Below are 19,566 nucleotides of genomic sequence, written 5' to 3'. Positions count from 1 at the left end.
GGCGCTCACGCAACCGGGACACGCATCGATGGTACGCGGTTCCCTGAGGTCGCCCGCTTCGATCAGCCTCTCCGACCGAGTTCGCAACGCGATTAGTCCCCGGCTCGGCCTCCGGCTACTTTCCGGCTCCTGTAGTCAAGCCGCTGACGATGTAGCGCTCAAGGAAAATGCCGACCAGGACGAGCGGTGCGATCGCCGCCGTCGACAGCGCCGCCATCGACCACCAATTGATGCCTTGCGAGCCGGTCTGGCTCGCCACCATAACGGGGAGCGTCTTTGCATCGGTGCTCGTGAGCAGCGCCGCGAAGAAATATTCGTTCCAGCACAGCACCAGCGAGAGAATGAATGCGGCCATCATTCCGGGGACAGCGAGCGGCAGAATGATCCGCAGAAAGGCACCCCAGGTCGACAGGCCGTCCACGAAGGCGGCTTCGTCGAGCTCGATCGGAATCGCATTGAACTGATCGCGCATGATCCAGATGACGATCGGAAGCACGGTCAGCGTGTAGAGCAAGACAAGGCCAAGTCGCGTGTCGAGCAGGGCCAATGCCTTGTAGAGGACGAGGAACGGCAGCGCGAGCACGACCGGCGGCAGGATCAGCTGGGACATGAAGAAGAACAGGATGTCATCGTTGCGCATCCAGGCGAACTTGTAGCGGAAGCGGCTCAGGCCGTAGGCCGCCAGAGATCCAAGGATCAGTGCCAGCAAGGATGCGCCGACCGAGGTGATGATGCTGTTGACAAAGCGATTCGCGAATTCGGAGCGTGCCGTCGAGGTTCCGAACAGTGTATCTGGCGACAGGCCGAGCGAGCGCCATCCCTTCCAGTCCGGCTGAAAATCGACCCAGGGAACCAAGTGGGCTTGTGTCACATCGACCGCCGATTTGAACGACGTCGTGACGGTCCAGTAGATCGGGAACAGGCAGATAATCGTCCAGAACAGGAGTGCTGCGTAGATCAGTACGCGGCTTAGCGTCCGCTTTGCGCGGGGGCCCGCCGGACGCCTCTGAACGGGCTTCAATGCCAAGGTCGATCTAGTCAATCGAGAAACTCCGTTTGAAGCGCTAGACGACCTTCTGCGTCCAGCGCTTGGACAGGCGCAACAGGACGGTCAGGAGCACGATGATCATAAGCAGGTAAACCATAGCGAGCGCTGTGCCGTATCCGACGTTCGAGCGGTCGCGGTAGACGCGGTAGATGAAGCTCGACACCGTGTCGGTTGCGCCTCCCGGCCCGCCAGCGGTGACGTTGATCACGAGGTCGGCGAGCTTCAGCTTGAAGATGATGCGGATAATGAGGACGGTGATGCTCACCGGCAGCATGATCGGAAACGTGACGTGCCAGAACGACTGCCAGCCATTCGCGCCGTCGACCTTGGCCGCCTCCTGCACCTCCTTCGGCATCGCCTGCAGGCCTGCGAGAAGAATGATCATGATGAAAGGGATCGACACCCACGCGTCCATCGCCTGGATGCTGAAGCGCGCCATCCACGGCGAGGCGAAGAAGGCCGGGTTGTCCCAGCCGAGATAGCGCGCCAGCGTCGCCGCCGGTCCGAAGCGATATTCCATCAGCGACTTGCCGATCATCCAGCTCACGGCGACGGGGCTGAGCATCATCGGCAGCAGGAAGACCACGCGGAAGAATTTTCGCGCACGGATCTCGGCGCTGAGCAAGAGCGCCAGTCCGAACGCGATCGCGTATTCGCCAAGCACTGCGGCGGTGTAAAAGACCATGTTGCCGAGCGCATTCCAGTAATAGGTGTCGTTCAGCATGCCCCTGACATTGTCGAAGCCGCTGAAGCGCGGCCCTTCGATCGAGCTCAGATTCCAGTCGAGAGAGGCGATATAGATCCCGAAGATCGTCGGGAAGATCACGACGGCGACGGTGAAGAACACCGCCGGCAGCAGGAACAGCGCGCGCTGGCCACGTTCGCCGCGGGTCAGAACTTGTCCGATGCCAAACGCAACGGCCCAGACGAGATAGGCGATGAGGATCGGCCGCCAATCGGAAAATCCGGCAGTCGGCGTGCCGGTCGTATGCAAGATCTGAATGAAGAGGACAAGCAGGAAGCCGAGAGACGCCAGCAGGACGAGCGCGCGGCCGGCGATCTTCCTGCTGCCGCGTGCGCGCTTCGCCGCGGGCTGGTGGTGCAGGTCGTCGCTCACGGGTACGGAATTCTGCATCGAGATGAGCCGCATTCTGTGCCGGCTCTGTCGCCGGGCAAGTCTTCGGCTGGCGCCGGATGCGCCAGCCGAAGGGGATGGCTTCGCGCAAGCGCCACTATACGCCGAGCGAGGCCTTGTAGAGCCCGATCTGCCGCTCGCGGCCGATCTGGTCGGTCAGCTTCTCCCAGGCGGCGGCGATATTGTTCGCGCCGGTTTGCGCGTCAACCTTGCCGGCGAAGATCTTGGTGAGCTCGTCTTCCGCGATACTGTAGTACTGGAAAATGCCGGGGATGCGCGGCTCCACGGCGCGGTTTGGATGATTGTAGGAGGCGAGCTGCGAGTTCAGGTAGGAGGTGATGTATTTGCGGTCATAGCCCGCCGCCACCCATTCGTCGTACAGGAAGTGGCTGGTGCGGTGTGCCTGGAAGCCCGAAGGATACATCACCATCCAAAGCGACAGATCCTTGCCGCCGAGATGCGCGGCCGCGCTCCACGCCGCCTTATGCTTCTTCTCGTCGCCATTGACCCGCGCCATGACGTAAACGCCCCAGCCGAGATAGGCGCAGTTCGGCGCATGGTTCGGGCCGCTCGAGAGCTTGTCCCACTTTCCGGTCTTGGAGTTGTAGACATCGTCCGAGCCCGGCAGGATGTCGAAGGCGACGACGTCGCCGATGACGGAGGTGTCGCTCGCCTTCGCGACTTGGCCGATGTCGCCCCACCAGGGGATCATCGAGCCGATGCCGGCGAGGAACTGCTGGAAGCCGGTCGTGTTCGGATCGGCATTGAGCTGATCGGCAGGTTCGAACGGCAGCGCGTCAATCACGTCTTGGATGGCGCGGACCCAGGCCGGATTGTTGATGCGCGGCTTCATCGTGTCGATGTCGAACAGCCAGGCCTTGTCGTCGGGATGCTTGGCATAGGCCGAGGCGCGGCTGCCGAGGAAATAGAAGCCGAACCCGCCCCAGGGCTTTGGCGCGTCGAGATAGCCGAACGCGTTCTGGTTCTTGATCTTCTTGCCCTTGAGGAATTTCGTCACTGCCTGCACCTGCTGCCAGGTTTTTGGCACGCCCCAGTCGGTCGAATTTCCAGCGTCCTTCCAGGCCTTGGCAAGGGTTGGGTCGGAGAAGATGTCGGTGCGGTAGTTGAAGTTGTGGCAGTCGCCGTCGATGGTGACCCGATAAGTCTTGCCGTTCCAAGTTCCAACCGGCGGCTTCAGGTAATCGACATAATCGTCAACATCTATCTGCTTCTTGACCCAGTCCGGCATCTCCGACGCCAGTCCCTTGCCACAGACGTCGCCCTCGAACGGCGCTCCCATCTCGAGGATGTCGAAGTCGACCGTGCCGGTCGCGATCGCCTGTTGCAGGCGTGGGTTGTAGTCGGCCTGCGCCAGATCAATCCAGGATATCCTTGCGCCCGTATAGGCCTCCCACGGCTTCAGGAAGCCGCGGAACAACAGATTATGCAGATTCTGATTGTTCAGTCCCATGAAGGAGAGCTCGACACCTTTGAACTCGCCCTCCTTGATGCTGGCCTTGGTCGGGCCAAGGCAGAGCTCACCGACCTTTTGCCAGTCGGCGTCGGTCGGAGCACCCTTGCCGACGCCTGGAATTTTCGTGATCTCGGCGCGCAGATTGGCTTGCGCGAATGCAAGCTCGGAGAAGGCGCCAAGCGCGCCGCTCGTGCCAAGTGCGGCGGCTCCGGCCGCGCTCTTGAGCACCGTGCGCCTGCTGGGGTGCATTGCGGGATGCTGATCATGCTCTTGCTGCTTCACCACGAAATCCTCCCGTTTTTTGACGTTGCTTATGTCAAAGTCTTGGTCAGGTCAGATTGGGCTGCCGAAGCACCGTGGAGAAGTGACGCTCGCGGAAGTTCATGTCGCAGCGGCGGTGCGGGAAGCCGCGTCGAGTATGCAACGGCACCGATCAATGTCAACGAATCCGCGCAAAGCGGACGCGGTCGACCGCATGCGATGCAAACGATGCTGTCGATCTTGCGCTGCAGTAGCCCATCATGTGTGAGCTGGCTCCGGCGAAGGATGTCGCGTCGCCGTCACATTTGCGCCGAATGCGTCGCGCAGCCCGTGCCGCCGCCAATGCCTTGGCGCGACTTAAGTCGCATCAGGCGGGATCACGCCCTTCTTGAAGATGAAGCAGCCATAGAAGCGCCGTTCGCCGGTCTGGACCACGCAGTAGGACTTTTTCGCAAGCTCGTAGAAGGCAAACCGCTCGATCGACGCCAGCGGAAGCGAGCGGCCTTCGGCGACGTCGATCTCCTTCTGCACCTCGGCTTGCACGGCCGGGATTTCGTTCGGCTGCCCAACGATCTCCATGCGCAACGCCGGCTTGTCGACAAAAGAATCGAGCGGTAGCACCGACAGGATCGCGCGCGCGGCGCGGCCCGCGCTGACGTTGTCAATGCGGAGTAGCTTTCCGAGGGCGGTCTGGCGGGCGACGGAGTCGGCCGGGAAATTCGTATCGCAGAGCACGAGGTCGTCGCCATGCCCCATGGACCGCAGCGCATAAAGCACATCAGCATTCAGAACAGGATCGATCGACTTCAGCATGGCGCGCCTCCCTTGAAATGTTCAGGCCTCTCTGATCGGCCCAATATCCGACGTCTCCGCGCTGTCGTCCATATCGACCGCTCGGCATGGCCTTCAATGCCGACCAGATCGCGCTGTTCCGAGCCATGATGACGAGCAAGGAGCTGACGCGCAGTATGATGGCCATCGCCTCATCGCTGTTTGTCCCTGCCTCGGGTTGCCGGACTTGCCCGACCACAACGTGTGCACCGGGAGACCAAGAAAAATCTAGTGATAGCGAGCTTGAGCAGTCGAGGCTCGACGCGATCGAATTGACGAGCAGTGCAGCCGTCAGCGACCGAGAAGCTGATCTCGTTTGTCGGCATGGTGAGCGGACCCGCGTTGGTGTCGTTCAGCGTAACGGAAAAGAATGTGATCTCGGGGGGAGTCGCTGGACCCCGGCTCCAAACGGCAAATGGTCCCCCAGCTCGAGCTCAAGGAGTTCCAGGATCTCGCCTCCAGCTTGATTATCGTTGCTCTGTACCGCGCCTAACAGAGATGCCGGGGACCGTACAGCTTTCGCTGCACTCCGACTGGAAAGCGGCTCGTGCCCGTGGAGGAGCCGTCCACAGCATCAAGAGCGGACCTCCGAGCTCCCCGTGCGGACCGGATTTTCTTGGTTTGGTTTGCAGGTGACGGAAAGCGCGACCCGCGCGGGCTTGTCCGCGCTCCTCATCCGCGAGACACTCTGTCGCAGAACCATTCGTTTTGCCGGAGGACTAACCTCTAGGCGGAAATCTACCGTTCGCAATGTCGAACGGCGTGCAGCGGGGTGATTCTGCGCCGCGTCGGTTGCAAGAGCCGTGGGCGTGGGCGCCCCTTCTGCTGATCCGTCCAAGAGCATGAGAGCTGACTGCCGAAATTCTGACCGCTAGTCACGGAGGATGCCATGACGGAGATCCGGCTGGCCTCGCTGCAGGGCGGGGCGATTACGCTTGAAAGCGATGCAATTGCTGCCCTTCGCCAAACCTTGCGAGGCAACGTCTGTCTGCCCGAGGAGCCGGGCTATGACGAAGCGCGCACGATCTGGAATGCGATGATCGACCGCCACCCAGGCGCGGTCGTGCGCTGCAGAGGGACCGCAGACATCATTCGTGCCGTACGGCTTGCGCGTGAGCACGGCCTCTTGGTCGCTGTGCGCGGCGGCGGCCATAACATCGCGGGCAATGCTGTTTGTGACGGCGGGCTCCTGATCGATCTTTCGCTGATGCGCTCCGTCCGGGTTGATCCATTTCACCGCACCGCGCGCGTGGACCCGGGGGCAACGCTTGGCGACTTCGACAGGGAGGCGCAAGCTTTCGGCCTTGCTACCCCGCTCGGGATCAACTCGACGACCGGCGTTGCAGGATTGACGCTGGGCGGCGGCTTCGGGTGGCTTAGCCGCAAGTTCGGGCTTGCCGTCGACAACCTGATCTCGGCCGACGTGGTGACGGCCGAAGGCGAGCTCGTCCGGGCAAACATCGCCGAGAAGACCGACCTGTTCTGGGCGCTGCGCGGAGGCGGAGCCAATTTCGGGGTGGTGAGTTCGTTCGAGTTCCGCCTGCATCCTGTTGGTCCGATGGTTCTGGCCGGACTCATCGTCCATCCTTTTGCGCGGGCGAAGGAGCTGCTCGCGGGCTATCGCGACGTCGTCGCCAAGGCGCCCGACGAACTGACGGTGTGGGTGGTGCTCAGGCAGGCACCGCCGCTGCCGTTCTTGCCCGCTGAGGTTCACGGCAAGGAGATCGTCGCGTTCGCCGTCTGCTGTGCGGGAGATGAGAACGAGGGCAAGCGTGCATTGGAGCCGTTGCGCGCGCTCGGAGAGCCGATCGCAGACGTGATCGGCATGCAGCCCTTCGCGGCTTGGCAGACCGCGTTTGACCCACTTCTCGCGCCCGGCGCCTATAATTACTGGAAGTCGCACAATTTCGTTGAACTCAACGACGGTCTTCTCGATACGCTGGTGAGCCATACGACAAGCCTGCCGACCGGGGAGTGCGAGATTTTCATCGGTCAGCTTGGTGGCGCCACCAGTCGCGTGGCCGTCGACGCCACGGCGTTCCCTCACCGCGATGCGAAGTTTGTCATGAACGTTCACACGCGATGGCGCGATCCGGCGGATGAGCAACGTTCGGTCGCCTGGGCGCGCAGGCTCTTTGCTGAGACTGCGCCTCACGCAACCGGCGGCGTCTACGTCAACTTCATGCCGGAGGACGAGACCGATCGCGTAGCCGGCGCCTACGGCCCGAACTACGCTCGTCTTGCCGCGCTGAAGGCCAAGTACGATCCCAGCAACCTGTTCCGGCTAAACCAGAACGTCAGGCCGGCCGCTGCACAGCGACCGGCCGCCTGACAAGAGGAGGAGGGGATCCGTAATCGAGGGGGCTACGGAGACGAAGTTGGACATCGGAGAATGGCTGCGCAGCCTGGGCCTGCAATCCTATGAGCAGACGTTCCGCGACAACGGAATTGACCTTGAGATCCTGCCCCACCTGACGGTTGAAGATCTCAAGGAGATTGGAGTCCTGGCTGTCGGCCACCGGCGGAAGCTCCTCGATGCAATCGACCTGCTACCAGCGGACCTGGCGGCGGCGCGGCCCTCCGCGTCGGTGGAGCGCCGTCAGCTCACGCTCATGTTCGTCGACCTCGTCGGCTCGACCGACCTCAGCCACCGTCTCGATCCCGAGGAGTTGCGCGAGGTCATGCGGGCCTACTCGAACACGGTGGCGGGAGAGATTGCGCGACTGGAGGGCCACGTCGCGAAGTTTCTGGGAGACGGCGTGCAGGCCTATTTCGGCTGGCCGCGCGCAAGCGAAGATGCGGCAGAACAAGCTGTCCGGGCGGGACTTGCGGTCGCAACAGCGGTCAGCGGCATGTCGTCAGGTGCAGGAGGCCTGCTGGCAGCACGCGTCGGCATCGCCACCGGGCTTGTCGTGGTGGGTGATCTGCTCGGGGAAGGTGCTGCGAAGGAGGAAGCAATCACTGGGGAAACGCCTAATCTCGCGGCCCGTCTGCAACAGGTTGCGGAGCCCGGTACGGTCGTTATCGCCGACAGCACGCGCCGCCTGGTCGGCGATCTCTTCGACTTTATTGAGCTCGGTTCCCTTCGGCTCAAGGGCTTTCCCGATCCGGTGCAAGCTTGGCGGGTCATCGGCGAAGGCCGGGCAGAGAGTAGGTTCGAGGCTTTGCATGGAGCCCACGTCACGCCACTCGTCGGGCGCAGCGAGGAGCTCGATTTGACGCTGTCGCGGTGGCAGCTTGCCAAAGGAGGGGCTGGACAGGTCGTCTTGATTTTTGGCGAGCCAGGAATCGGAAAATCACGATTGGTGCTCGCGCTGCGAGAACGGCTGCAGGCCGAACAAATCGCGCTCGTTAGCTACGCCTGTTCGCCGCATCACCTAAACAGCCCGCTCTTTCCCTTCATCTCGCAGCTTGAGAGGGAGGCGCGGTTCGCACCTGAGGATGCCGCGCAAACACGGCTCAAGCGCCTCGAATTGCTCCTTGGCGAAAACGGCGAAGGGCTGTCTAGCGATGCAATCCAGCTTGTTGCCGATCTGCTCGGCATTCCAACTGAGAGGCCGAGCACCCAGCCGGAGATGTCGCCGCAGCAAAGGAAGGCGCTCCTGTTCCGCACCTTCCTGGCCCGACTCGATCGACTTGCCGCTCGCGGCCCGGTGCTGATGGTGCTTGAAGATGCGCACTGGCTCGATCCCACCTCGCGCGAGCTGTTCGACCAGATCGTGGATCGTCTTCAGGACCTGCCAGTGCTGGTCGTGGCCACGTTCCGCCCGGAACTCCCGCCACCATGGATCGGGTTTCCGCACGTCACGTTGCTCATGCTAAACCGCCTGCCACAGGCGCAGGTGGTTGCACTTGTCGACCGGATCACCGAAGGCAAAGCGCTTCCCGCCGAGGTCCTCGACCAGATTCTGGCGCGAACCGAGGGTGTGCCGCTCTTTACCGAGGAGCTCACGAAGGCCGTTCTTGAAGCCGGGATCCTCCGCTACACCGGCGCTCGCTACGTGCTCGCCGGCGCATTCCCGTCCTTGGCGATCCCGGCGACGCTGCACGATTCGTTGATGGCGCGGCTTGACCGTCTTGCTCCGGTCAAGGAGGTCGCCCAGATCGGAGCCTGTATCGGCCGTGAGTTCGATCACGAATTGCTTGCTGCGGTCGTGTCGATGCCAGGCGGGGAGCTTGCCGCGGCGCTTGACCGCCTGGTAGCGGCAGAGCTCGTTTTCCGGCGTGGCCTCGCGCCTGCCGCGACCTATGTCTTCAAGCACGCCCTCGTGCGCGATGCCGCCTACGAAAGCCTGCTCAAGCGGCGCCGCCAGGAGCTGCACGCGCGGATTGCCACATCGATCGAAGCGCTCTTTCCGCAACTTGTCGAAGCACAGCCCGAGCTGGTCGCTCGTCACTTTGGCGAGGCGGGATTGGCCGAGAAGGCCATTCCATACTGGCTGAGGGCCGGCCGCCTCGCAGCCGCCCGATCGGCGAATATGGAGGCAATTGCCCATCTGAGATCGGGGCTCGAGTGCGCCCAAGCACTTCCTCCTGGAGCATCACGCTCGCGCTTCGAGCTTGCCCTGCAGCTTGGGCTCGGCGGCCCGCTGATTGCAACAAAAGGATTTGCTTCGCGCGAGGCAGAAGCGGCGTTCCAGCGCGCACAGGAGCTCAGCCGCGAGCTGCAGAGCGAGGCTGATCTCTCCGCCGCGTTGAAGGGGCTCGGCCACGTCTACCACGTGCGCGCCAACCTGCGCGAGGTCACAAGCCTCGTCGAGGAGACGGAGGCGCTAGCGAAACGAAGCGGTGATCCCGTGCGTCAAGCCGAAGCCGATCATCTTGCGGGAGTGCTCTCATTCCACCTCGGCCAGTTTCAATTCTCGCGCGACCGATTCGAGAGAAGCGCGCAAGCCGGCGAATACCGCGGCCGCTATTATTCCGAGGTCTACGGAATTGATATGAGCGTATTCTGCCGCGCCTACATGAGCCATTGCGATTGGCATCTCGGCTATCCCGTTCGTAGCCTTGGGATTGCTGAGAAAGGGCTCGCCGTCGCGCGTGAGATTTCACATCCATTCAGCATCGCGCTCGCGCTCAACTATCTGGCGATGCTATATCAATTCCGGCAAGAGCCCGATGCCGCACTGAAAGCAGCTGCAGAGTCACGCGACATCTGCACCGAGTACCGCTTCGACTACTATGGCGCATGGGCCAGCCTCGTTCGCGCCTGGGCGATCGCTGAATCCGGCAGGCTTGAGGAAGGTCTTGCGGACTTTGATGCGGGGCTTGAGGATTTCCGACGTACAAGTGCGGGGCTACGTATTCCGCACCATCTTGGCTTGCTCGCGGCGCTTCATCGCAAGGCTGGAAACGCCATGGCCGGGCTTCGGGTCATCGACGAAGCGGTGGCAATTGCGGGCGCCAGTCTCGAGAGCTGGTGCGCCGTCGAACTTCACCGGGAGCGCGGTGAACTGCTGTTGCTGGCAGCCGGGGAGGAGGCCGAAAATCAAGCGGATGCGGAGTTCGAGGCCGCAAGTGAAATTGCCCTTGCCCAGGGTGCAAGGCTGCCCGAGCTTCGCGCAAGCGTTGCGCGCGCCAGACTCCAGGCGGCACGCGGCATGCGGCGAGAGGCGCGCGACACTCTTGTGCCGATCTACAGCTGGTTCAGCGAGGGCTTGGAAACACGCGATCTCGTGGAAGCGCGCAAGTTGCTGGCAGACCTGTGACGAAGTTGCCGCAATAGCGCCCCATGTTCCCATCCGCTAGCGCGCCGCGCCATCGTTCTGCGATGCGGCGATCAGTTCGGTAAGGGTTGTGCGCTGACCTGGGTTGAGCAGCAATCGGGGAAGATTTCATCCCCCGGCTGTCGCTCGGCGAGATGACAAAACGGGCTTTCCGCATGGCCTGGAGCCGGACCGGCCCGCCCAGGCAGATGCCGGGCAACCTTCCGCGCTTAATGAGCGCTTAACGCTTTTGCGCAACAGATAGATCACCAGCGCGGAATTAGTCCTAGTTACGATTGCGAGCCGAGCTCCCGAGGGAGGGGAATCGGATGGGACTGCTTTTTGTTGGAGTGCTGGCAGGAATTCTGGTCGGCTTTGGCTGGTTCGCGCCGTCCCGAGGATATTTCCTTGGGTGTGCGGCGCGACCCTGTTTCGACAGGGTTGCAGTCGCCCGACCCGCAGAGCCAACGCCGGCGGCATTGGCGCCAACTCCTGCGATTGTCAAATCGAATTCTGCAACCTCGGCAAAGTCCGGCAAGAGGCCATCCCCGAAGAGACGCGGATCGGCCGATCTCGCCAAGGCGGCTGCCCCGCGCACGAGGATCAGCGACCCGGCGCCCGAACGCCCGGCGGCAAGGTCAGATACTGTCCTGGACAGGGCAAAGGTCACGATCGCATCGAAGATGGACGATCCAGGATCGGCCGAGTTCAGCGATATGAAGCGCGCAATGCGATTGAACATGTTTGGGCGCGCTGTGGATACGATTTGCGGTCGTGTGAAAGGAAGAAACGCGTCAGGCGACGAGACTGGAGAGAAACCATTTCTGTATCTCGTGAAGGAGGATGAAGCATACGTCGTCGACGGCAAGTCGGGGTCGGCGGCGTCAACCGCGTATCGAAATATCTGCAATTGAGGGGGTGCGTCGACCGCGCCACGGTGCGGCACGCGTCCATGTGATTTGAGCGGAAAGAATTTCCACCCGGGCGTCAGACTATCCCGCAGTGGATACGATCCTAATGTTGGCACTGCGCGTGACGATGCATTCAGGATGAATGCCGCAACGGGAATACACAGCACGGATAGTGGGACTGTGGCAGAGATTCTTTTCATTCCGAGGAAATCATGGATGACCTAACCAACTTCTCAAAACGGCTCAATGGATCGCTTCACTTGCCGGTTCTGGTGATCATCGAGCCCCTTCTATTGCCTCGCACATGCATTCTGAACGTCTTCAGGCGGGAATTGGCCGAATTCGACATCCTTGACATGGCAACGGTCCAAAGCCTGGACAGCGTGTCAGCTCGCGATGTTCGTCTGGTGTTGCTGAGTATCGCGGACAAGCCTATCGGCGATCCCTCGGTTGAGGACGATCTCGCCTTCGTCGCGGAGTGCTGTCCCAACGCGGCCATTGCAATCCTGTCAAACCATGACGACGAGCCGACCGCGCAGGCCGCGATGCAGCGGGGTGTGCGCGGTTTTCTCCCCACCTCGCTGCCAATAGAGGTCGTCATCGCCGGCCTGCGCCTTGTTCTTGTCGGAGGCTGCTACAGGCCGTTGCCCATCGCTGGAATAAACAGGATACCGGGTTTCGAGCCACCGGATGCGCGTCGGTTCGCGTCCGCATATCTGACGAACGAAGCAGCCAGGGCGGCTATCGACAGGAGCTTGACCGATTTCACGCCTCGAGAGCAGCAGGTTCTGGCGGAACTGGAGCTCGGCCTGCCCAACAAGCTGATCGCCGCCAAAATGAACCTCTCGGAGAGCACCGTTAAAATGCACATTCAGCATATCATGAGGAAATGTGCCGCTCACAATCGCACGGAAGCGGTCCTCCGCTGGCGCGGCCGGTTGCCCGCGCAGAGTCGCGATCACGATCCGGGCGCAGCCTCAACGCCGGAGACCTAGTCACGGGGAGCTGAATCAATCCTCCCTGAATGCACCGCGGAAGCTGTCGAGCAGGGGGCTCAGCGCGTAAAGTGCAACGGTGCCGCGCCCCGTGGTGATGAACACTTGAACGGGCATACCGGGAACGATCTGGATGCCATTTGCAGCCATCTGTGCGTCGTCGATCCGAATCCTGGTCGCGTAGTATGGCTGGTCGGTACGCTTGTCGAGGAGCCGGTCCGCGGATACGTGCACGACGGTTCCCTTCAGGCGCGGCACGCGACGCTGATTATACGGTACGAGATGCACCTCGGCATTGAGGCCGGGATGCACTACGTCGATGTCCTCCGGCCGCAGGCGGGCGGTCACGATGAGGCGGTCTTGCCGGGGCACCAGGTCCATGAGCGGAGCGCCAGCCCCGATGACGCCGCCGGTCGTATGAATCCGCAGGTCAGTTATCACGCCGTCCTCGGGCGCCTTGACCTCCGTTCGGGTTAGTTGGTCCCTGGCCGCAAGCAACCGTTCGCGGAGTTGGAATATCTGGTTCTGTGCTTCGCGAAGCGATTGTGCGATCTCGTTCTGCCTTTCGCTCTCGAGCTTGAACAAATTTGCTTGCGACTCGTTGATGACCTGCTCGGCGCGGGAAATCTGCGCCGCGATCTCACCACGACGTCCCTCAACGTCGGCCAGTTCACGCTGCAGATTCAGAAGCCGTGGCCGCCGTTCGAGTCCCTTGTTGACGAGGGTCGTGACCATATCGAGTTCTTCCCGGACGATGTCGCTTCGCTGCCCGGTGGCGCTCTCCTGAGCCTTGAGACCTTCGATCTCCTTCTCGACCTGATGCCTCCGCTCGCGAATGACCGCAAGCTGCGACTCGTGAACCTGCCGGCGTGCCTGGAAAATGAACTGCTGCGCCGACAGCGCAGCGGCCGCCGCCCCATTCTGTTGGCTGTCCTGGTCCAGCGTGCTCGGGACTGCGATCCTCTCAAATCTCTGCTGCTCGGCCTGAAGCCGCGCGGCACGAGCAATTGCATCCCACAACTGGCCTTGCAGACTTTGCACCTCCGAATCGGCGCGGGTGTCGTCCAGCGTGACCAACGCTTGTCCGCTTCGCACGACATCGCCGTCCGAAACCAGGATCCTCCTGACGATACCGCCTTCCAGATGCTGGATCGTCTTGCGGTCTGATTCCGATTCCACGACGCCAGACGCGATTGCGGCGCTCTCAAGTGGCGCGAAGCTCGCCCATGTGCCAAGCCCAAGCATGAAGCCGAGCACCAGCAGATTGCCCGCGAGGGTGATCCCGCGAAGCCTGGCGCGCGGAGAGACCGGTGTGGGGGTCGAGCACCATGGAAATTCGAGAGGCTCGAAATCGTCGATTGCGGTGACAACGTCTCCAAGTCGCCCGGCGAGCGGGGGGCGTACGGGTGTTCGCGTGATCTGGTCCCAGATCATGGGAAGTTGCGAGACCGCGGGAAGCTTCCAGCTTGTGGGAAAATGCCAGATCATGGCGCAACTTGCGACGTAACCTGGGGCCGAGCCAGGTGCCGTTCAAAGATTTCCTCGCTGTCGCCGAACGCGACGACCGCACCGTCTTCCATGATGGCGATCTTGTCCGTGGCTGCGAGGAGACCCGTCCTGTGAGTGACGACGACCAGGACGACATTTTCGCGCTTCATGCGCTCGATGGCATCCAGCAGCATTCGCTCGCCCCCGTAGTCGAGGCTGGCGTTCGGCTCGTCTAGAACAACGAGGCGCGGACTGCCGAAAAAGGCTCGGGCCAGACCGAGGCGCTGCCGATATCCGCGCGAGAATGATTTTTCACTGTGAACCACCGTGTCGTACCCGAGCGGTAGGCGCATGATCGCCTCATGGATTCCGACGAGCTTGGCCGCATCGACGACCTTCCGCCGATCGACAGCATCAAGCCGCGCGATGATGTCGTTTATGGTGTCGCCGAGCAGATTGATGTCCTGGGGCAGATATCCCAGATGTTGGCCGCTTCGTTGCTCGCGAAGCAGCGAGACGTCGGTATTGTCGAGCCGGACACCGCCATGCGTTGGCATCGACAGCCCGGCGATCACTTGGCCAAGCAGGGACTTGCCAGAACCGGACGGACCGATAATGCCAAGGCACTCTCCGGGCGCGAGGCTGAACGAGACATCTCTCAGCAGAAAGTGGTCGGGCCCCGGTAGCTTTACACCAACGTTATCGACGAGGAGACCGCTCCGCGCTTGTTGCGGCGAGATCTCCGTATCCTGCTGCTCGGTGGCGGGGAATGCGGCGAGAAGAGCGCCGAGCCGCTGACAGGCACTCACGGCCGTAACGAGCGATTTCCAGCCTGCGATTGCACTCTCGACTGGCGCGAGCGCCCGGCTGAACATCAGCGTAGAGGCAAAGATGATCGCCGGACTTTTCCCGTGATCAAGGACGAGCCACGCGGCTGCTCCCATGATCAGGACTTGCGAGAGCGCGCGGACCGGTTTGGTGGCAAGCATCACGATCTCGCCTCGGCGGAGTGCCTCATCGTGCTCTTTGCGGGCGTCCTGCGCGTCGTGGTAGATCGCTCGCGCTGCACTATCGAACATTCCCATGGCGCGGATCATGTGGACGTTGCCGGCGGCAGCCTGAAGGCGACCGTAGCTTCTGGACAGCGCAGCGCTGGATTTGAGCAGAACGTTCTCGGTCACCAGATCTCCGACAACCGTGAGAGCGAACAGGAAGGCCACGCAGCAGGCGCCCACCACGCCAAGCAGGGGATGGATCAGAAAGAGGACCAGGAGGAATAGGGGCGCCCAGAGCGCGTCGAACAGCATCGGACATGCGCCGGACTCCACGAACTGGCGCAGGATCGTGAGATCCCGATATGCGTCCGAGGCCCGCGTCCAATCGCTGCGAAGCGCGGATTCGAGGCTGGCCGAAAGTACGCAAGCACGAAGCCGATCGTCGAGCCAGGAGCCAAGCCGGCCCAGGACGGCACGCCGCAATGCATCGAACACGCCGCCGACTACGACCGTGATCGCGACAATGAGCGTGAGCAGAAGCAGTGTGTCGCCGCTCCGGCTCGACAAAACCCTGTCGTAGATCTGAAGAAGGTAGATGGAGGGCGCAAACAGAAGCAAATTGTAGCTGCAACTATATGCGAATACGAGACCAAGCGGCCCCGCGCAGGACCAGAGGGCCGCGTGCAGCGGCGTACGGATTGGCGGCAGGATGGGCAATCGCATGGGCGGCACCAGCATGATCGTCACCGCCTGAAATCGAGGTCCGGCGCACTTGCCCGACGGCCAATGCAATCTGGCAACAGCATCACGGGGGCATTGACGTGAAATCCAGGACCGGCGGCGGTGACCGCCGGTCTCGCCAGTCGGACGAGCCGCTGGTTAGAGCGTATCGAGATGGAAGGTCACTCCTCCACCCCACGCGAAGTTGCCGTCTCCACCATCGCCGCCGATGCCAGCCACGACTTCCTGGTGCTGGTCCACAATGAGCTTGTTGATCTGGGTGGCATCCGTATTGGCGTATACCTTGGAGGTATCGTGGCCGCTGTAGGATTTCTGGCTTCCATTCGACTCGGCGTCTCCGCCATGGGCCTTGGAAAACCATGAGGCCTTGGTGTTTGCGCCCCCGGCGTCCCAATCCGCCGTCTGTTTGACGTGATCGCCGGTGTTCACATGCACATCGGCACCGTCGGCTTTGTTGGTTGGATCGAAGTTGAGAGTCGGCTTGCTGATGATGGCTCCCTTGAAAGTACCGTCGCCGCCATTTCCGGCACTTTGACCACCGGTGTTGATCGATTTGAAGTCGATCGTATCCGTGATGTTGATTGCCTTTGGCATCATTTGAGGCCTCCGTCGTTCTGTTGGCTGTCGTGCAACATCCATCCCGATCAGGCGGACGCGCGCGGCAAGTCTGATCCGCCCGTGCGCGAGTGCGATAGATGTCAAATCGGATACAATCCGGCTTTGTCGGCCTACGTACGAAAGTACGCCGTTCGTCGGCGAGGGTGCCTCTACCCGGGGCTTTGCAGGCGAGGAGTAGCAACTGCACGTGCCGCCATGCGATCGATCATGCAAGCGGTACGAAGTGTCGCTATGCCACCAGGTGAAGATCTGACAAGAGATGCGCGGCATCGCCAGCTAGCGCAAGATTGCCGTAGCCGCCGTCCCCGCCAACTCCGGCGATCTGAACCGCACTCTGGTCGATGTGCACGTTGTTGACCTGATCGGCCACGGCCGTCGAATGTGGACCTGCGATGGCAATGTTAATGGGCGCATAGATCGCGACGCTGACATCGACCAGACTGCCGGCAAAATAGCCGTTGCCGCCATTGCCTGCGCTGTTCGAGCCGGTCGCGATCGTGTCGGAGCCGCCCCACAGATTATGGGAGAGAAGGTTTGCGTTGCCGCCCGCTGCGGCGTTGTCGTTGCCGCCGTGTCCGCCAATGCCGGCGATCTGAACCGCGGATTGATCCACGGAAGCATCATTTGTCTGGACCGCGTAAGCGCTGGAGCCATAGCCCGCGATCGCGATGTTGATCGGATTGTACAGCACGAACGAGGTATGGACGAGCTCCCCGTAAAACGCGCCGTCCCCGCCATTGCCGGCCTGGCTCCCGCCGGTTTGAACGTCCCAGGCGCTCACTTCGTTGCTTGATCCCCAGCTAGGGTCGAGCGTGAGGATGCTACCGCCGGCGGCCACATTGCCATGTCCGCCATTTCCGCCGACGCCCGCGATCTGCGTGACCGATTGATCGATGTCGACCGTGTTCGATTGACTCGCATGAGCTGAGCCGCCCGAGCTCGCCAACGCAATGTTGATCGGATGATAGATCACCACGGGAGCGTCCACCAACGCACCGGAGAAATAGCCGCTGCCGCCGTTACCGGCACTGTTGTCGCCGCTGGCGATCACATTCGTCCAAGAGGAAGTACTGACGCTCCCTCCCGATGCAATATTTTCACTGCCGCCATGTCCGCCGACGCCGGCGATCTGAAAAGCGGATTGATCGACGTTCAAATTGTTGGACTGGTTGGCCAGGGCGACCGAGCCGTATCCTGAACTCACCGAGATGTTGATCGGCTCATAGATCAGCAAAGACGCGTGAACGATGCCGCCGTAGAAGTAGCCGTCTCCGCCGTTCCCAGCCGGGTTCGTTCCGCTCTCGACCGTGGCGGCGCCCATCCCGAAATGGTATGCGCAGCAAGCCGACTCGGTGGCCGAAGGATTCTGGCCCGCCGCAGTGTGGTGGCCGAAGTGACCCACCGATGTGGTGAGATGTTCGAATTGAATTGGGCCAGAGTCATGGGACAGGGCATGAGCGCTCGCGGGATGCGCTCCATGGCTCGCAAACGGGCTTGGACCATGGACTTTGACGCCACTGTCGATCAGGTGCGGGGCACGCGGTGCCGGACCGGAGTCGTCGTCACCATCGTAGCCATGGTGGCGATGGGAGGCGTGATGCAGCCGGATTCCATCCGACACTCGTGAAAAATCCATTGTAACCTCCCTCATCACAATCGCTCCGCGCAATCGGAGGGGCTCTGCACTCCGGACGGAATGTCATCCTGGGAAGATCGAAAGCCCAGTCGTCAGTTCGGATATAGCGCTTCGGGTGGTAGCCGTAACATCGGCTACATCCGTTCGAGTGGGCCGCTCTTGGGGCGCAGAGCGGACTAAGTTTGATGTGGCGCGGGCGGTGCTGACGTGCAGCAACGCGGATTGAACGACCGGACACCGCTGCACTATGCCGCAAGCGCGGGATGATGACGAGGTAGTCGAGCTCCTGCTGGCTCACGGTGCGGATATCGATGAGCGAGCTCGAATCGATGATTGCGTCACCCTAGTACAACTGGCGAAATCATGTGGCTGCAACGCAGCGATCAGGGCCTTCAGAAGGATCGCGCCTGAGCCTCGTGGGTAGGTGTACCGCTTCGCGCCCTTGCACGTCGATCGTCCTTGCGAAACTGCTCCAGGCGTGCCGGCCGAGTACTTCCTCGCAGCGTCCTCGCGATTGTGGGAGCCTGACACATCGGCGTGGCACGCAAATTAAATGCCGCCGCACAACAGGCGGTCTTTCTCCAATATTCCGATTATTATCTCTCGGGCGTGCCCCGTATTATTCCGGAGAACGCTTCCGGCTCTCTGCCAACAGTCTGATCGGAAGGGAGGGGGTAGCTATCGTATTTGTATTACAAGAGTTTCTGTTCGTCCTAGGCGCGATCCAACGATGACTCGCTTTGGCGATAAAATTCAAATTGGTTAATTTAAGGACAATCTTATTTTAAATATTGACTGGGGTGGATATTTAATGAAGAGTTTATCGGTGGCGGCCGGAATTAAACCCGCAGCCGCTGAAAGCTGCCGAGGCGTCTACAAATCCATCTTGAAAGAAGAGGTTTCTCCTATGTTGAAGTATTACATCGAGACCAAGGAAGCGTTGAAGCGTCTGAGAACGGACCAGGATGGCGTGGTGTCGTTCGAGTACATCATCGTCGCCGTTTGTATCATTGGCGCGGTGTCGGCGGTGTTCGGTGTTGGGGCTGGCGGTGCGATCGGGACGGCGCTGACAGGCGGGATCACCGCCATCACCACCGCTTTCACTGCGGCGGTTTGATTCCACCATCTGACACCAGAGGGGGGCATTGGAACGTGTCCCCCCTCCTGAATGTGCTCCCTCGATTTTAGTGTGCCTACCACCTCCTTGAGGCATGCATTCTTATGGGCTGGGTTTCTTATATAGTCTCAATACTGGAAATCCTGTTGTTGCTGTACGTCGCAACGCTCGATGTCGCGACCCGCTTGATCAGAAATGATGTCTGTCTGGTGCTGGCGCTTCTCGGGATCGCTGGGCAATTTGCCAGCCCGATGCAACTGATCGAATCCCTGATTGCCGCGACGATCCTGTTCTTGTTGCTTTTCATGATTTTCCAGCGGAGGTGGATTGGCGGGGGCGACGTCAAGTTGCTGGTAGCCTTGGCCATTGGCCTGCCGCCAACGGGCTTGATCGAGTTGCTGACGGTAACCTCGCTGGCCGGGGGCGTTCTGGCCCTGGTGCATCTGACGATGCGCGTCCTGCCATATCCGAAGCTGGCGCCAGTCGGATCATCGCTCGCACGCCGAGTCTACGCGATCGAGCGCTGGCGCCACGTGCGACACGCGCCGCTCCCTTACGGCGTGGCCATAGCGTGCGGTGGCATCTGGGCCATCTTGAGCAAAGGATTGTGA

At 61.4% G+C, this 19,566-nt stretch carries 15 protein-coding genes; 6 read left to right on the top strand and 9 right to left on the bottom strand.

The window, feature by feature from the left end:
• Window positions 1-115: 115 nt before the first annotated feature.
• From XH85_RS29500 to XH85_RS29485, 4 genes are all read right to left on the bottom strand, one after another.
• Window positions 116-1,021: a carbohydrate ABC transporter permease gene (locus XH85_RS29500; protein ID WP_245473235.1), complete on the bottom strand. Its 906-nt coding sequence runs from the start codon at window positions 1,019-1,021 to the stop codon at window positions 116-118.
• A gap of 43 nt (window positions 1,022-1,064) precedes the next feature.
• Window positions 1,065-2,165, bottom strand: coding sequence for a carbohydrate ABC transporter permease (locus XH85_RS29495; protein WP_245473182.1), 1,101 nt, complete (start codon window positions 2,163-2,165; stop codon window positions 1,065-1,067).
• 115 nt (window positions 2,166-2,280) lie between these two features.
• A complete protein-coding gene (locus XH85_RS29490) occupies window positions 2,281-3,906 on the bottom strand; it encodes a type 2 periplasmic-binding domain-containing protein (protein WP_128937470.1) in 1,626 nt (541 codons plus the stop codon).
• 369 nt (window positions 3,907-4,275) lie between these two features.
• Window positions 4,276-4,731, bottom strand: a complete 456-nt coding sequence (locus tag XH85_RS29485; RefSeq protein ID WP_091883679.1) for an RbsD/FucU family protein — start codon at window positions 4,729-4,731, stop codon at window positions 4,276-4,278.
• A 907-nt stretch (window positions 4,732-5,638) separates the two neighbouring features.
• Here XH85_RS29485 and XH85_RS29475 point away from each other — a divergent pair.
• The 4 genes from XH85_RS29475 (at window position 5,639) to XH85_RS29460 (ending at window position 12,360) form a co-directional block, all read left to right on the top strand.
• A complete protein-coding gene (locus XH85_RS29475) occupies window positions 5,639-7,081 on the top strand; it encodes an FAD-binding oxidoreductase (protein WP_128934623.1) in 1,443 nt (480 codons plus the stop codon).
• A 46-nt stretch (window positions 7,082-7,127) separates the two neighbouring features.
• On the top strand, window positions 7,128-10,457 hold the full coding sequence (locus tag XH85_RS29470) for an adenylate/guanylate cyclase domain-containing protein (protein ID WP_128934622.1): 3,330 nt from the start codon (window positions 7,128-7,130) through the stop codon (window positions 10,455-10,457).
• 326 nt (window positions 10,458-10,783) lie between these two features.
• The gene (locus tag XH85_RS46905; protein WP_245473184.1) at window positions 10,784-11,368 is read left to right on the top strand and encodes a hypothetical protein; all 585 of its coding nucleotides are present in this window, start codon (window positions 10,784-10,786) and stop codon (window positions 11,366-11,368) included.
• Between the two features lie 209 nt (window positions 11,369-11,577).
• Complete coding sequence (locus XH85_RS29460) at window positions 11,578-12,360, top strand: LuxR family transcriptional regulator (RefSeq protein WP_128934621.1); 783 nt, start codon at window positions 11,578-11,580, stop codon at window positions 12,358-12,360.
• Window positions 12,361-12,375: 15 nt separating this feature from the next.
• Here XH85_RS29460 and XH85_RS29455 read toward each other — a convergent pair whose 3' ends face one another.
• From XH85_RS29455 to XH85_RS48125, 5 genes are all read right to left on the bottom strand, one after another.
• Window positions 12,376-13,848: an HlyD family type I secretion periplasmic adaptor subunit gene (locus tag XH85_RS29455; protein WP_128934620.1), complete on the bottom strand. Its 1,473-nt coding sequence runs from the start codon at window positions 13,846-13,848 to the stop codon at window positions 12,376-12,378.
• Complete coding sequence (locus XH85_RS29450) at window positions 13,845-15,581, bottom strand: type I secretion system permease/ATPase (protein WP_128937468.1); 1,737 nt, start codon at window positions 15,579-15,581, stop codon at window positions 13,845-13,847. The genes XH85_RS29455 and XH85_RS29450 overlap by 4 nt, the downstream gene beginning before the upstream one ends.
• A 141-nt stretch (window positions 15,582-15,722) precedes the next feature.
• Window positions 15,723-16,181 (bottom strand): hypothetical protein, encoded by a 459-nt coding sequence (locus XH85_RS29445; RefSeq protein WP_091883555.1) that lies wholly within the window; start codon window positions 16,179-16,181, stop codon window positions 15,723-15,725.
• Window positions 16,182-16,431: 250 nt separating this feature from the next.
• Entirely contained in the window at window positions 16,432-17,838 is a 1,407-nt protein-coding gene (locus XH85_RS29440) for a hypothetical protein (protein ID WP_245473806.1), read from the bottom strand.
• A gap of 361 nt (window positions 17,839-18,199) precedes the next feature.
• Complete coding sequence (locus tag XH85_RS48125; protein WP_370986603.1) at window positions 18,200-18,403, bottom strand: hypothetical protein; 204 nt, start codon at window positions 18,401-18,403, stop codon at window positions 18,200-18,202.
• Between the two features lie 246 nt (window positions 18,404-18,649).
• On the opposite strand from XH85_RS48125, the gene XH85_RS29435 reads away from it, so the two are divergent.
• Window positions 18,650-18,955: a hypothetical protein gene (locus XH85_RS29435; protein WP_338025563.1), complete on the top strand. Its 306-nt coding sequence runs from the start codon at window positions 18,650-18,652 to the stop codon at window positions 18,953-18,955.
• 104 nt (window positions 18,956-19,059) lie between these two features.
• Window positions 19,060-19,566 (top strand): A24 family peptidase, encoded by a 507-nt coding sequence (locus XH85_RS29430; protein WP_128934618.1) that lies wholly within the window; start codon window positions 19,060-19,062, stop codon window positions 19,564-19,566.

Origin of the sequence: Bradyrhizobium zhanjiangense (assembly GCF_004114935.1) — a bacterium.
GTDB lineage: Bacteria > Pseudomonadota > Alphaproteobacteria > Rhizobiales > Xanthobacteraceae > Bradyrhizobium > Bradyrhizobium zhanjiangense.
Note: the sequence above shows the minus strand (reverse complement) of the source record. Positions and strands in the feature narration are given on the sequence as shown.

Excerpts from the sequence above, each read along its gene's own strand:
- XH85_RS29490 (WP_128937470.1), bottom strand. The coding sequence starts at position 3,906 with ATGCACCCCAGCAGGCGCACGGTGCTCAAGAGCGCGGCCGGAGCCGCC.
- XH85_RS29485 (WP_091883679.1), bottom strand. The coding sequence starts at position 4,731 with ATGCTGAAGTCGATCGATCCTGTTCTGAATGCTGATGTGCTTTATGCG.
- XH85_RS29475 (WP_128934623.1), top strand. The coding sequence starts at position 5,639 with ATGACGGAGATCCGGCTGGCCTCGCTGCAGGGCGGGGCGATTACGCTT.
- XH85_RS46905 (WP_245473184.1), top strand. The coding sequence starts at position 10,784 with ATGGGACTGCTTTTTGTTGGAGTGCTGGCAGGAATTCTGGTCGGCTTT.
- XH85_RS29460 (WP_128934621.1), top strand. The coding sequence starts at position 11,578 with ATGGATGACCTAACCAACTTCTCAAAACGGCTCAATGGATCGCTTCAC.
- XH85_RS29455 (WP_128934620.1), bottom strand. The coding sequence starts at position 13,848 with ATGATCTGGCATTTTCCCACAAGCTGGAAGCTTCCCGCGGTCTCGCAA.
- XH85_RS29450 (WP_128937468.1), bottom strand. The coding sequence starts at position 15,581 with ATGCTGGTGCCGCCCATGCGATTGCCCATCCTGCCGCCAATCCGTACG.
- XH85_RS29445 (WP_091883555.1), bottom strand. The coding sequence starts at position 16,181 with ATGATGCCAAAGGCAATCAACATCACGGATACGATCGACTTCAAATCG.
- XH85_RS29440 (WP_245473806.1), bottom strand. The coding sequence starts at position 17,838 with ATGGATTTTTCACGAGTGTCGGATGGAATCCGGCTGCATCACGCCTCC.
- XH85_RS29435 (WP_338025563.1), top strand. The coding sequence starts at position 18,650 with ATGAAGAGTTTATCGGTGGCGGCCGGAATTAAACCCGCAGCCGCTGAA.
- XH85_RS29430 (WP_128934618.1), top strand. The coding sequence starts at position 19,060 with ATGGGCTGGGTTTCTTATATAGTCTCAATACTGGAAATCCTGTTGTTG.